This window comes from Priestia sp. RMT2NF4, assembly GCF_047872835.1.
In the GTDB taxonomy this organism is placed as follows: Bacteria; Bacillota; Bacilli; order Bacillales; family Bacillaceae_H; genus Priestia; species Priestia zanthoxyli.
In genome coordinates, this window is the sequence record NZ_JBLQZO010000008.1 from 15,919 (window position 1) to 29,793 (window position 13,875).

Consider the following 13,875-nt stretch of genomic DNA (forward strand, 5'->3'; position numbering starts at 1 on the left):
TTATTTTGTTGAAAACATCAAACTAATTTGGTTAAGCGCTTAATCTATTTGATAAAAAGTATACGCTTACATTTTTTAAACGTCAATTAAAATTTTAAATATATCTAATTTTCAATTAAATTATTTCGACAGTGGAAATAATAGTAGATAAGATTATAATAACTTGCCCTTATTATAAGAATACTTAAATATAGAGAATTCTCTTAATTTTAAGCATAAATAGATAAAAATAAGGTTTTTCATACTGTACAATCAGATGAATAAAAAACAAATATTCTAAATAATCTATAAAAAATGTTGCATTTCAAAAAACAGTATGTATAATTGGAAATAGGAAAGCGCTTAACCTAAAAATAGGTTTGAGCGAATGTTTTCTTAACTTTTAATTAAAGGGGAAAATAAGATGGGGATTCTTACAATTGGAATAATTGGTGCTGGACGAATAGGTAAATTACATGTTGATAATTTAAAATTAATGCCGCAAATAAAAATTAAAGCGGTTTCAGACGTAGTGGTAGATCATTTGCACGAGTGGGCTGCAAGTAAAGGAATTTCAACGTTAACAACAAATTATCAAGATTTATTAGCAGATTCAGAAATTGATGCCGTTTTCATTTGTTCGCCAACGAATACGCACGCATCGATTATTGAAGAAGCTGCTCGAGCGAAAAAGCATATTTTCTGTGAAAAGCCCGTTAGTTTTTCAGTAGAAGAAACAATCCAAGCGTTAGAAGTAGTAAAAGAACACGGCGTACAGCTTCAAGTTGGCTTTAACCGACGATTTGATCCCAACTTTAAAAAAGTGCATGATCTTGTACAGCAGGGAGAAGTAGGGCAGCCGCACATTTTAAAAATCACCTCCAGAGATCCTCAGCCTCCGAGTCCAGAATACGTCCGCGCTTCAGGAGGATTGTTCATGGATATGATGATTCATGATTTTGATATGGCTCGTTATGTAATGGACAGTGAAGTAATTGAAGTATCGGCTTACGGGACGACGCTCATCGATCCTGCTATTGAAGAAGCAGGGGATATAGATACGGCAATTGTGTCATTAAAATTTGCAAACGGAGCTTTAGGCGTGATTGATAACAGTCGTCAAGCTGTCTACGGTTACGACCAGCGCCTTGAAGTTTTTGGTGAAAAAGGTTCCGCTACTGCTGATAATTGCCGTCCAACTACAGTAGAAATATCAACAGGCGAAAGTGTAGTGAAAGAGAAGCCGCTATATTTCTTCCTTGAACGCTATACACAAGCATATATAGATGAAGTAACACAGTTTGCAAGAGCAATTATGGAAAATCAAAGCGTAATTTGTACAGGTAACGATGGATTACAGGCAGAACGAATTGCTAAAGCAGCAAAAAAATCTTTACTATCAGGGCAGCCAGTGAAGATTGAACATAAAAAATACGCAGTGAATTAATGATAGAAATGTGGGCTGAAAGAGAATATCTTGCTCTTTTCGCCTTTTTAGGAAAGCGCTTAACTAAGGAGGAGTAAAGATGAATCCGCTTGTTTTTAAAGAAAATCGTGAGTTAGATTTTATCGCTATCGGTCGCTTATGTATTGATTTAAATGCAAATGAAACACAGCGTCCAATGGAAGAGACTAAAACATTCACTAAATATGTAGGAGGCTCTCCAGCTAATATTGCGATTGGAGCAGCAAGGCTAGGCTTAAAAACCGGTTTTATCGGAAAAGTATCAGATGATCAAATGGGCCGCTTCATTACTGGGTATCTTCAAAAAAATAAGATTAATACAGATAGTATTGCTGTCGATAAAACAGGGGCTGTAACGGGGCTTGCTTTTACGGAAATCAAGAGCCCTACAGATTGCAGCATCTTAATGTATCGAGATAACGTAGCGGATTTAAAACTAGATCCTACAGAAGTATCAGAAGAATATATTAAGAAGTCAAAGGCTCTTTTAATATCTGGAACCGCTCTTGCACAAAGTCCTTCTCGTGAAGCTGTATTTCTAGCATTAGAATACGCACGCAAGCATGAAGTTGTAGTGTTTTTTGATATTGACTATCGTCCATATACATGGGAATCGGAAGCTGAAACGGCAGTCTATTTTAATTTAGCTGCTGAAAAATCAGATGTGATTATTGGTACGCGAGAAGAGTTTGACATGATGGAAAAACTTTTAAATTATGAAGAATCTAATGATCAAGTAACAGCAGAGCGCTGGTTTTCTCACCATGCTCAAATCGTCGTGATTAAGCATGGTGGAGAAGGATCTATTGCCTATACAAGAGATGGTAAGTCTCACCGTGGAGGAATATTTAAAACAAAAGTTCTGAAAACGTTTGGTGCTGGTGATTCCTATGCTTCAGCCTTTATTTATGGATTGATGCAAGGACTGGAAATTCCACAGGCAATGCGATTGGGGGGTGCCTCCGCTTCGATTGTCATTTCAAGACACAGCTGTTCAGATGCTATGCCGACAAGCGTTGAGCTCTTCAACTTTATGGAGACAGCAACTGAAGTTTTGCAGGAAGCCTAATAAACAAAGGGAAAATCTTGAGAGATTAAAGGAATAGAAGCTTATTAAAATCAGATAAAGGGAGAGATATTCTATGACGCAAACAGCAGTAAAAACAGTAAAAAACTATATTGGTGGACAATGGATTGAATCAGCTGCATCAAAAACGGAACCTGTGTATAACCCAGCAACAGGTGAATTAATCGCACAGGTACCTCTTTCTACAAAAGAAGACGTAGATCAAGCGGTGCAAGCAGCAAATGAAGCGTTCAAAGGGTGGGCAAAAACAGCTGTGCCTAAACGTGCACGAATTTTATTCAAGTATCAGCAGCTATTAGTAGATAACTGGGATGAATTAGCAAAGTTAGTGACAGTTGAAAACGGAAAAAGCTTTAACGAAGCGCGAGGTGAAGTGCAGCGTGGAATTGAATGCGTAGAATTCGCGGCAGGAGCTCCTACGTTAATGATGGGGAAACAGCTTCCTGATATTGCAACAGATATTGAGTCTGGCATGTACCGCTATCCAATTGGCGTCATTGGAGGAATTACACCGTTCAATTTTCCAATGATGGTTCCTTGCTGGATGTTCCCGCTTGCGATCGCTTGCGGCAATACATTTGTGTTAAAGCCTTCTGAGCGTACGCCGCTGTTAGCTGCAAGATTAGCTGAGCTGTTTGAAGAAGCTGGTTTGCCAAAAGGTGTATTAAATATTGTAAACGGCGCGCATGATGTGGTAAACGGTTTTCTTGAACATAAATTAGTGAAAGCTATTTCGTTTGTAGGTTCCCAGCCTGTAGCTGAGTACGTGTACAAAAAAGGTACGGAAAACTTAAAGCGTGTTCAAGCTTTAGCCGGTGCTAAAAACCATTCAATTGTATTAAATGATGCAGATTTGAACGTAGCAACAAAACAAATTATCGGAGCCGCTTTTGGTTCAGCAGGTGAACGCTGTATGGCAGCATCTGTTGTTACTGTACAAGAAGAAATTGCGGATCAGCTAATTGAAAGATTAGTAGAGGAAGCAAATGATATTGTAATTGGCGACGGCTTAGAAGAAAACGTCTTCTTAGGACCAGTCATTCGTGAAAATCATAAAGAGCGTACGCTCAGCTATATTGAATCAGGCGTGCAAGAAGGAGCGGAGCTTATTCGTGACGGTCGCACAGATGCAGCAGTAAATGGCAAGGGCTACTTTGTCGGACCAACGATTTTTGATCATGTTACGCAAGAAATGAAAATTTGGCAAGATGAAATTTTTGCACCTGTGCTGTCTATTGTACGTGTGAAAACATTAGAAGAAGCTATTGAAGTAGCTAATAACTCTCGATTTGCAAACGGTGCTTGTATTTATACAGATAGCGGCGCCAGCGTACGTGAGTTCCGTGAAAATATTGAATCTGGTATGTTAGGAGTAAATGTAGGGGTACCGGCACCTATGGCATTCTTCCCATTCTCTGGCTGGAAAGATTCTTTTTACGGTGATCTTCATGCAAATGGTACGGACGGCGTGGAGTTTTATACAAGAAAGAAAATGGTAACAACGCGCTGGTAAGTGATTCATTAAAAATCGCATTCCATTTTAAAAGGAGGTATCAGGAATTAAAGATATTCCTTATGCTTCCTTTTTTAAAATCGCAATCTAGTATTAGAAGGGAGAAAGAAGCATGGAAACAGTTAGAATGACGACGGCACAAGCATTAGTGAAGTTTTTAAATCAGCAGTATGTTGAATTTGATGGAAAGCAGCATCAGTTTATTAAAGGGATTTTTACAATTTTCGGGCACGGAAATGTAGTAGGTCTTGGGCAAGCTTTGGAAGAAGACCCAGGAAATCTAGATGTATATCAAGGACGTAATGAACAAGGAATGGCCAATGCAGCGATGGCTTTTGCAAAACAAAAACATCGAAAGCAGATTATGGCTTGCACATCTTCAGTAGGACCAGGTTCGGCAAATATGGTTACAACGGCAGCAACAGCTTCAGCTAATAACATTCCAGTTTTGTTGCTTCCCGGCGATGTATTTGCAACTAGACAGCCTGATCCTGTTTTGCAGCAAATTGAACAGTCATATGATTTATCTATTTCTACAAACGATGCTTTCCGTCCAGTGAGTAAGTACTGGGATCGCGTAAGCCGCCCTGAACAATTGATGACAGCTATGATTAATGCGATACGTGTGTTAACGAATCCTGCAGATACGGGAGCTGTAACTATTTGTTTGCCTCAAGATGTGCAGGGAGAAGCATGGGACTTTCCAGCTTATTTCTTCCAAAAGCGCGTTCACCGCATTGAGCGTCGCCTTCCGACTAGGGACAGTCTAGCAGATGCAATTCAAGCAATAAAAACAAAGAAAAAGCCAATCATCATTTGCGGAGGAGGCGTTCGGTATTCAGAAGCTGCAAAAGAGTTAAAACAATTTGCTAGTGAGTTCCATATTCCATTTGGAGAAACTCAAGCTGGGAAAAGTGCCGTTGAAAGCGACTATCGCTATAATCTTGGCGGAATAGGTGTAACAGGAAACTCAGCTGCTAATACAATCGCTAAAGATGCGGATTTAGTAATTGGAGTAGGCACTCGATTTACTGATTTTACAACAGCATCTAAACAGCTTTTTCAACATCCCGACGTGCAATTTCTTACTATTAACACGTCTGAATTTCATGCAAATAAACTGGATGCCGTGAAGCTTGTAGCTGATGCAAAAGAAGGGTTGTTTGCTCTTAGGAAAGAGCTCATGTCAATTGGCTATCAGTCTGGTTACACGACAGAAATTGCAAGTGCAAAAGACGCATGGGAAGCAGAATTAGAGCGTCTACATAGCATACGTTTTACAGGGGCAGATTTTATTCCAGAAATAAAAGGTCATTTAGATGAAAGCTTAGCTGAATATGCAGAATCACTTGGTACTCAATTAACGCAAACAGAAGTAATTGGAGAGGTGAATAAGCTCCTTGATGACAACTCCGTCATTGTTGGTGCAGCTGGAAGTCTTCCAGGTGACTTACAGAGAATGTGGAAGTCTAATAAACCCAATACCTATCATATGGAATATGGATATTCATGTATGGGATATGAAGTATCAGGTGCACTTGGAGTTAAGCTGGCTGAACCAGCTAAAGAAGTGTATGCGATGGTTGGAGATGGAAGCTATCAAATGCTGCATTCAGAGCTCATTACAAGCCTTCAAGAAAGAAAAAAGATAAATATTTTACTGTTTGATAACTCCGGATTTGGATGTATTAATAATCTTCAAATGTCAAATGGAATGGGGAGTTTTGGAACAGAGTTTCGCTATCGAAACGATGAAACAGGAAAATTAAACGGAAACGTGATGAAAATTGATTTTGCAGCCAGCGCCGCAGGCTACGGTGTAAAAACATATCGTGTAAGCTCTCTTGAAGAACTAAAAACGGCAATGGAAGATGCACAAAAACAAGAGACTTCTACATTAATTGATATTAAAGTGCTACCCAAAACTATGACAAACGGTTATGAATCGTGGTGGCATGTAGGAGTAGCAGAGGTATCTGAAAATTACCATGTACAAGAAGCCTATAAGGATAAAGTGAAAAATCTTGAAATGGCCAGAGGCTATTAACAAGCAAGAGAAATGGCCGATGTTGAGGGGAAACATTCGGTGAATATAATAGCGTTTTCAATTTGATATAGGGGAGAGGAAGACATGTTCAAGGAAAACACGGTCAAACTGGGGATTGCTCCAATCGCTTGGACAAATGATGACATGCCTGAACTAGGAGCTGAAAATACATTTGAACAGTGTATCAGTGAGATGGCTTTAACCGGTTTTAAAGGAAGTGAGGTAGGAAACAAATATCCGCGAAATGTTTCGATCTTAAGGAAGGCATTATCACTTCGGAATTTAGAAATTGCAAGCGCATGGTTTAGTACATTTTTAACGACAAAGCCGCTGGAAGAAACGGTGACGCCATTTATTGAACATCGCGATTTTTTATACGAAATGGGAGCAAAAGTAATTGTTGTATCTGAACAAGGACACAGCATTCAAGGGATGATGGATGTACCTTTATTCAAAGAAAAGCCCGTGTTCACGCCAACAGAGTGGAGCAGCCTTATAGAAGGCCTGCACTATCTTGGGAAACTAGCAAGAGAGAAAGATATGCATATTGTCTATCATCATCACATGGGAACAGGCGTCCAAACAACAGAAGAAATTGAGCAGCTAATGGAGCTTACCAATCCAGAGCTTGTTTCGCTCCTATTTGATACCGGTCATCTTGTTTTTTCAGGCGAAGAACCTCTTTATATCTTAAAAAAATATCTTCATCGTATTAAGCATGTTCATTTAAAAGATATTCGCCAAGAAGTAGTTGATCGAGTCAAACAACAAGACCTGAGCTTCTTGCAAGCGGTAAAAGAAGGAGCCTTTACTGTTCCAGGCGACGGAGTTATTGAATTTGATGAAGTATTTACTACGCTGGCCGCTTCTGATTATAACGGCTGGTTTGTCGTAGAAGCAGAACAGGATCCAGCGCTTGCTAATCCTTTTGAATATGCGTTAAAAGCAAGAAACTTTATTAAAGAAAAAAGCGGTCTTTAATTTCTATTGTAAAAGGTTTTACGCCTTTTATATGTTTATGAAAGGAAAGGAGGAGATGAAATGAAGCCAACCATCTATAGTGTGGCTGAAGAAGCAGGTGTATCAATTTCCACCGTATCAAAAGTTATCAATCAAACCGGTCACATTAGTGAAAGAACAAGACAAAAAGTAATTGAGGTTATGGGGCAGTTGAATTACCATCCAAGCGTCGTAGCATCTGCTTTAACAGGAAAGCCTACTAAAACGATTGGGCTTCTCGTACCCGACATCTCCAACCCTTTTTTTGCCGATTTGGCAAGAAGCATAGAAGACCGAAGTCATGAGCGAGGTTTCCATGTTGTAATGTGTAATACCGATAACGATGCGGAAAAAGAGAAAAAATATCTATCGCTGTTAATTCGTCAGAGAATCGACGGTTTAATTGTAGCATCTGCTTTTCGCAATGCTAATCTTTTAAAAAATATGCTGAAGCAAGATATACCCATTAGCGTTATTGCTTCAGAAATCCCTCACATATCTGTTAATACAGTGACAGTGGATGACTATAAGGGAAGCTATTTGGCGACTGATTATTTGCTATCTTTGCATCATAAAAAAATTGCGATTATTACAGAAAATGCAAAAAGTAATCACGCCCGTTTAGATGCTTTTCGAGATGCCATGCAAGAAAATGGAATCACTGTGTTACCTCAGCACGTTATTACGACCGAAGCAAGTATTCAAAAAGGATATGAAAGTGCTAAGCAAATTTTTTTAATGAAGGAGAAAGTGACGGCTATTTTTGCTTGTAACGATTTACTGGCTATTGGCGTCATACAAGCGGCAAAAGAATTCAACATTGATGTGCCGAATGACTTATCAGTGATTGGCTTTGATAATACCGTCCTTTCTACTACCATCACGCCCATGTTGACGACGGTAGCACAACCGACAAAAGAAATGGCTGTAAACGTAGTGGATTTGCTGGTTAGAGAAATGGAATACTCAACGATGCATAAAGAACATTTACTTCTTGAGCCGAAATTGATTGTCCGGAAATCGACGGCTCCGTTACGAAGAAACGCCACAGCATCTGCAAATAATTGAATACAATCAAGAGTATTGCTGTTAATAAAAACTCTTCACAGTCACATATTCAAAAGAATGTATAAAGTCTATGAAGAAAAAATGAGTGATTAGTAAATTCTGATTGTGCTACTACATAAAGGAGGAAGTTAAACATGCTAGGTAAATTAGGTGAATTAAATAAAGGATACAACGTACTTACAGAAATGGCCGGTCAGCACAAAGATATGCTGATGGATATTGGGATTTATAATATGTCTCAAGGAAAAGAGGAAACTTTACTAGACAGCAGCAATGAAACGGCTATTCTTTTACTAGAAGGAAAGGTAAAGCTAGAGTGGGAAGGACATTCGAAAGAAATTCAGCGTGAGTCTCTTTTTGAAGAAGAGCCTTGGTGTTTGCACGTTTCGAAAAATGTGGAGGTTAAAATTACCGCGCTTGCCAATAGTGAAGTACTAGTTCAAAAAACGGATAATGAAAAAGAATTTTCATCAAAATTATATACGCCTGAAGACTGTCAAAATACAGTAGCTGGTGAAGGAGTATGGGAAGGTACCGCTCAGCGTGTCATTCGGACAATCTTTGATTATAATAACGCTCCTTATTCTAACCTTGTTATTGGAGAAGTTATTTCTTATCCAGGAAGATGGTCGAGCTATCCGCCTCATCATCATGATCAGCCTGAAGTATATTACTATCGTTTTGACAAGCCGCAAGGATTTGGCTGTGCAATGGTTGGAGAAGATGCATACCGTGTAGTTGATAATAGTTTTATTACAATTCCAGGTGAATTAGATCATCCTCAAGCAACGGCTCCCGGCTATGCGATGTACTTCTGCTGGATGATTCGCCATCTTGACAATAATCCATGGACAGACCGTATTATGGAAGAAGAGCATAAGTGGTTATTAGAGCCGGATGCAAAAATTTGGCCTGAAAAATAAATAAAACTCTTTATACGAAATGGGTTTCAAATGTTGAAAAGCCTCGAATAAAAAAATAATTATGCGTAAAATAATAGTTTATTTTTGTAAAATATGTTTTTATATGTTAAAGTATAGCTTGTATTAATATTCAGGCGATGATATCGCTCTTTTTGGCAGATTCCTTTTTTAGGAGTCTCTTTTTTTTCTAAACAGAAGCAAGAGATCGTATGTCAATCAAAAAAAGGAGATAAGCGTAGCCGCTTATCTCCTTTTCTTTTTAGCATTATCTAACGCTAAGTTCTTTTTCACTACTTTTTCTAAAGCAACTTCCACGTGAACATTTTTTTCATCGATGTCATTCACAAGCACGACGGTTCCTTTTCGTCCCTTAATCTTTAAATCATCACCCGTAGAAGGAATGTTTTCCCTCAGCTGGCTTAATAGAAGCTTTCTGTTTTCAAAAAAGTGGACAGCCACCATTTTATCTCACCTAATTTCATATGATATGTGTGATACAAAGATGTGTATATGAAATCCTTCCTATACATTATGCCGCCAGGGGTGGTTTTAGAACACATTGAATAGACAATTGTTGCATCGATATATGAAATAAATAGGGTGGCATAGTTATAAATCTTCTATTCTTGGACATACTTATACTACTAATCTAAAAAGGGATGTGGATGAAAATGAAGGTGGCTATCGGATTAAGTGTATTTACGGTCGTTACAGGAGCAATTGCGTTAGGGTCAGTTTACTTTTTAGCAGGGATCTTTTCGTTTTTCTTAACGGTTTTTTCATAAAAAAATCCACCTCTTGGTGGATTTTTTTATTTAGCAGCGGCTTTTGTTTCATGAGGCGAATTGCCGATAAATCCAAATTTTCCGCCGACAACTTCTTTTACTTCGTGGATGACAATAAAAGAATTCGGGTCAATTTGCTGGATTTTCTTTTTAATTTTTAATAACTCGTTCTTTTTAATAACAACGTAGATAATGCGTTTATCTTTGTTGGCGTAGTAGCCATATCCGTAAAAGATGGTAGCTGCATTTCCAAATTCACTGGTGATAACTTGCGCAATGTCTTTGTACTGATCAGACATAATCGTCATTGCTTTTTTGTTGTGGAAACCTTCGATAACAACATCGACGATTTTAGCACAAAGATAGACGAATATAAAAGTATAGAGGGTATTGTTGACGCCAATAGCAAAAACCGATGCTAAAATAATGACGCTGTCCATGTAGAACATGCTTTTCGAGATATTGTAGCCTTTTGTGTAGTTTAATAAATAAGCTAAAAGAGTTGTGCCGCCGGTAGATCCATCCGCGATAAAAATGAGTGCCAGTCCTGTTCCCATTAGTAAAGCCCCGAATACAATTCCTAAAATCATGTCGTGAACGTGAAAAGGAATATAGCTGACCAGACCTAAGAAAACGGACGTCATGACAGCTCCTAGAATCGTATAGAGAATGGTTTTTTTAGTTAGAAATTTATAAGCTAAGGCAATGAATACAAGGTTCACAAGAAATGTGCTGATACTTGTAGGGATATGAAATAAATAATATAAAACAAGAGCAATACCAACCGTACTTCCGTCACCTAATTTATTTGGAATGACGAAAAAATCAATGGATGCAGCAACTAAAAGCGCTCCGGCAATAATTAAAATGATGTCTTTATAGATTGTTTTCAATATGCAAACCTCCCTGATCATTAGGATATTTTCACGTGGAATCTTGTTTTTACTAGTGTTTCACAAATGATAAAATAAAAAACGTCTTAGAAATTGTCTAGTTATAAAACTGATCAACTTCTAAGACGAAGAATTACGATACGTGTATAATGTCTTGAGTCTGCTTTTCTATGCTTCGATGTCACCGATTATATAAACCTCTGACCGCTATGTCAACGCTATGAGAGATGTTCAACTTTTCAAAAAATAGAAGGCGGTTTCCTACATAAAAAAAGAATCCTTTGCGACGGCGCAAAGGATTTTCAAATTTATTGGAATAGGGGGAATACGTTATTAGGATTACCATTTTCATAAATTAATATACCTTTATTTTTTAAAAAAATTTATTTTTTAATGACGATTGAAAGTTTGTAATTCACATGCTGATTTAGCTCTGTCAAAAAATCATTTAGTTCTTCATTTGAATGAAATTTGCATTCTAGTAAGTAGCAGCCATCGCCGCTAATTTTAAAGTTGTTGATAACGTACTTCTTCTGATTTTCTACAAATGTAAGGTAGGGGTGGTGATGAATGCTCTGCGTATAGATATTTAAAAATGCATGGACGGTGTAGCCAAGTTTTCGTTCATCAATGTTAATTGTATAGCCTTTGATAATGCCTTCATCTTCTAACTTTAATACTCTAGCAGAAGCGGCTTGTCCGGTTAAATGCACTTTTTCTCCTAATTCTTTCATCTTCATACGTCCATTTTTTGATAGCTCTTCTAGTATGCGCTTATCTGTATTATCTAACATCGCTACAAATCCTTTCGTATTTCAAATCAAAAGGGTTAACTACTTTATGTCACCTATGTATACGGATACGTCTTCTATTTTATACTAAAGAAAAGTAAGAAAAAAGAGCAGTCAATATGGAAGACATGAAAGCAGCAGTAGTTTGCAAACAGCTAGATTGACGAAAGCTTAAGCTTGCTGTATGATTCTTTGAGTGTTTACGTGGTTCGTAACCATCCCACGTTAAAAAACTAAGGAGAGAATAGTAAGATGAATATAAGAACACTTTGCGTCAACGGTCTTTTAGCAGCTATGTATATTGCTGTTAGCATGTTAATTCAGCCGTTTGGCTTCACCAATATCCAATTTCGTATATCAGAAATGTTCAATCATTTGATTGTATTTAATAAAAAGTACGTGTACGGCATTGTACTAGGGGTATTTCTGACGAATTTGTTTTTTTCACCAATGGTCGCTTATGATCTGGTGTTTGGGGTAGGACAATCTGTACTATCATTACTCATTACCATTTTTTCTATGCGCTACATTAAAAATATGTGGGCTCGTATGCTTATTAATACACTTGTGTTTACGTTTACGATGTTTATTATTGCGTTTGAACTGCACCTAGCATTTGATTTACCATTTTTCTTTACATGGTTAACAACAGCTGTTGGTGAGTTTGTGGTTATGCTTGTTGGAGCACCAATTATGGCGGCAATTAATAAACGTGTACAATTTAATAAGCTAGTTGGATAAAAAGATGTGGCTGTGATAAATCTCACAGCCGCATCTTTTTTTCTTTGTTATTCTATAAGTGTAGTGATAAACCCCTTATTATTGAAGAGCTTTTCACGCATGGACAAATTACCCATATCTAGCATGTAAAAAGAGCAGGTCGCTATTGCGTTCTGCTCTTTTTGCGTAACGCAATAGCGAGTATTCAATTAGATTATTTTGAAAGAAGAAGTGACAAATCTCACAGCGCGTTCTTTTTTCTTTTGTTACGATATACATATAGTTGGCAAACTCCTTATCGAAAAATTTTTCGCACAACAACACATTACCTATGCGTAGCAATTAAAAAAGCAGACCGACAAGGTTTGCTTTTTTAATTGTGTATTTTTACCATTAAATAACTTTTTTGAGTTATAATTGTAAAATAATCTTTGTTACGAGAGAGGGGATTATTTTTTGAATAGAAAGTTAGGAATTCTTGTTTTATTAGTGTTAGCTATCTTATTTGCCGGGTGTTCAAAAGAAGAAGACAACGTTCCTTTAAGAGAACTAGAAAAGATCCATATTAACGTCATCAAAGAACAAAAGATGAAGCAAGGGATTTCGTATGAATTGGAATTCGTAAACAAGAGCGATTTGACCATCAAACAAAACGACGTATTTTTATCGTATCCACTAAAAATAAAAAACGGTTATTCTGAAAATAAATTTAAGGTGTTAGCAGAAGGCAATAAGTTAAATATTAAGCCAAAACAAAAGGTAAAGTTGACTGCATTTCTTCCTTATAAAGGAATTAATAAAGAAGCGTTAGCTATTGATGAGCCTGACGTAAAGTGCATAGGATATTGGAATAAGATCGATGACTACCATCAATTTTCTTTTGGAGGATCTTTGAAGCGAGAATAATACATGGATTTGTTAAATGATGGAACTTATGAAGCGTGAAATCGTATATAAATCAAGGGGGAGATTTTATTGAAGAGATATGGACTATTTATCATTAGTTTCATCGTTTTCTTGGGTAGCTTTCAACTGCTATCAGGAATGATTCTTACGCTCTTATATGTTCCAGAAAGTTCGACTATGTGGAGCTCAATCGAAGGATTATCAAGTAAAGTAACGTTTGGCAGTTATTCTGGTAGCTTTGCTTTTATCCTTCCCGCTGTAGCAGCTACAGCCGCTTTTTTTATCTCTAAAAAATGGGTTAGGAAAAGTGTATAAGAAACTAATAGCGGTGGTGAATAAACAGTGAATGTAGACACGGATAGATTAGTTAGCTTCTTTATTTTATGGGGAACACCCGCTGCTTTTAGTATAATAGAGTACTTTAAACTGAGTAAGACTGAAAAACAAGAAGCTATACGAGACTTAACATCATTAAAATCGATTATAACAACAGGCTTTATATTGATTGGAGGAGTGATGGCGAGTTTAGGTAGAGTATTATCGCTGCTGCCTCTGCACATTATAGGTACTTTTATTTTAGTCATTGGTGGTATCGCGGGCGCTATTGAAGCATGGAAAACAGAAAAAAAGAGAGGTATTATTATTCTTGCTTTCATAGTATCTATGATTGCTTTTACATTTGTAATATAAATTCGGCAT

At 37.4% G+C, this 13,875-nt stretch carries 14 protein-coding genes and 1 riboswitch; of the genes, 11 read left to right on the forward strand and 3 right to left on the reverse strand.

Annotation, left to right across the window (positions count from 1 at the left end; all coding sequences use genetic code 11):
- Positions 1–403 precede the first annotated feature (403 nt).
- The 7 genes from iolG to ACMX9J_RS23595 all read left to right on the forward strand — a co-directional run bounded on the left by iolG (position 404) and on the right by ACMX9J_RS23595 (position 9,081).
- Positions 404–1,426 carry an inositol 2-dehydrogenase gene (gene iolG / locus ACMX9J_RS23565; RefSeq protein WP_028414351.1) on the forward strand — a complete coding sequence of 341 codons (1,023 nt, stop codon included), beginning with the start codon at positions 404–406 and terminating at the stop codon, positions 1,424–1,426.
- A gap of 79 nt (positions 1,427–1,505) precedes the next feature.
- Entirely contained in the window at positions 1,506–2,513 is a 1,008-nt protein-coding gene (gene iolC / locus ACMX9J_RS23570; protein ID WP_033580687.1) for a 5-dehydro-2-deoxygluconokinase, read from the forward strand.
- A 73-nt stretch (positions 2,514–2,586) separates the two neighbouring features.
- Entirely contained in the window at positions 2,587–4,044 is a 1,458-nt protein-coding gene (locus ACMX9J_RS23575) for a CoA-acylating methylmalonate-semialdehyde dehydrogenase (RefSeq protein WP_154992373.1), read from the forward strand.
- 112 nt (positions 4,045–4,156) lie between these two features.
- Positions 4,157–6,091, forward strand: a complete 1,935-nt coding sequence (iolD, locus tag ACMX9J_RS23580; protein WP_034268096.1) for a 3D-(3,5/4)-trihydroxycyclohexane-1,2-dione acylhydrolase (decyclizing) — start codon at positions 4,157–4,159, stop codon at positions 6,089–6,091.
- An 84-nt stretch (positions 6,092–6,175) separates the two neighbouring features.
- A complete protein-coding gene (gene iolE / locus ACMX9J_RS23585; protein ID WP_028414347.1) occupies positions 6,176–7,072 on the forward strand; it encodes a myo-inosose-2 dehydratase in 897 nt (298 codons plus the stop codon).
- A gap of 60 nt (positions 7,073–7,132) precedes the next feature.
- The gene (locus ACMX9J_RS23590) at positions 7,133–8,158 is read left to right on the forward strand and encodes a LacI family DNA-binding transcriptional regulator (RefSeq protein WP_033580685.1); all 1,026 of its coding nucleotides are present in this window, start codon (positions 7,133–7,135) and stop codon (positions 8,156–8,158) included.
- A gap of 134 nt (positions 8,159–8,292) precedes the next feature.
- Positions 8,293–9,081 carry a 5-deoxy-glucuronate isomerase gene (locus ACMX9J_RS23595; protein ID WP_034268093.1) on the forward strand — a complete coding sequence of 263 codons (789 nt, stop codon included), beginning with the start codon at positions 8,293–8,295 and terminating at the stop codon, positions 9,079–9,081.
- A 243-nt stretch (positions 9,082–9,324) separates the two neighbouring features.
- Here ACMX9J_RS23595 and ACMX9J_RS23600 read toward each other — a convergent pair whose 3' ends face one another.
- The 3 genes from ACMX9J_RS23600 to ACMX9J_RS23610 form a co-directional block, all read right to left on the reverse strand.
- A complete protein-coding gene (locus tag ACMX9J_RS23600) occupies positions 9,325–9,543 on the reverse strand; it encodes a hypothetical protein (RefSeq protein WP_013055227.1) in 219 nt (72 codons plus the stop codon).
- A gap of 349 nt (positions 9,544–9,892) precedes the next feature.
- A complete protein-coding gene (locus ACMX9J_RS23605) occupies positions 9,893–10,759 on the reverse strand; it encodes a YitT family protein (RefSeq protein ID WP_028414344.1) in 867 nt (288 codons plus the stop codon).
- A 383-nt stretch (positions 10,760–11,142) separates the two neighbouring features.
- A complete protein-coding gene (locus ACMX9J_RS23610) occupies positions 11,143–11,553 on the reverse strand; it encodes an Lrp/AsnC family transcriptional regulator (protein ID WP_034268087.1) in 411 nt (136 codons plus the stop codon).
- Positions 11,554–11,748: 195 nt separating this feature from the next.
- Positions 11,749–11,793, forward strand: a riboswitch (PreQ1 riboswitch).
- 9 nt (positions 11,794–11,802) lie between these two features.
- Here ACMX9J_RS23610 and ACMX9J_RS23615 point away from each other — a divergent pair.
- From ACMX9J_RS23615 to ACMX9J_RS23630, 4 genes are all read left to right on the forward strand, one after another.
- Complete coding sequence (locus tag ACMX9J_RS23615) at positions 11,803–12,291, forward strand: QueT transporter family protein (RefSeq protein ID WP_028414342.1); 489 nt, start codon at positions 11,803–11,805, stop codon at positions 12,289–12,291.
- Positions 12,292–12,726: 435 nt separating this feature from the next.
- The gene (locus ACMX9J_RS23620; protein ID WP_028414341.1) at positions 12,727–13,176 is read left to right on the forward strand and encodes a hypothetical protein; all 450 of its coding nucleotides are present in this window, start codon (positions 12,727–12,729) and stop codon (positions 13,174–13,176) included.
- Positions 13,177–13,245: 69 nt separating this feature from the next.
- Positions 13,246–13,491, forward strand: coding sequence for a hypothetical protein (locus tag ACMX9J_RS23625; RefSeq protein ID WP_034268084.1), 246 nt, complete (start codon positions 13,246–13,248; stop codon positions 13,489–13,491).
- 27 nt (positions 13,492–13,518) lie between these two features.
- A complete protein-coding gene (locus ACMX9J_RS23630; RefSeq protein WP_028414339.1) occupies positions 13,519–13,866 on the forward strand; it encodes a hypothetical protein in 348 nt (115 codons plus the stop codon).
- Positions 13,867–13,875 lie beyond the last annotated feature (9 nt).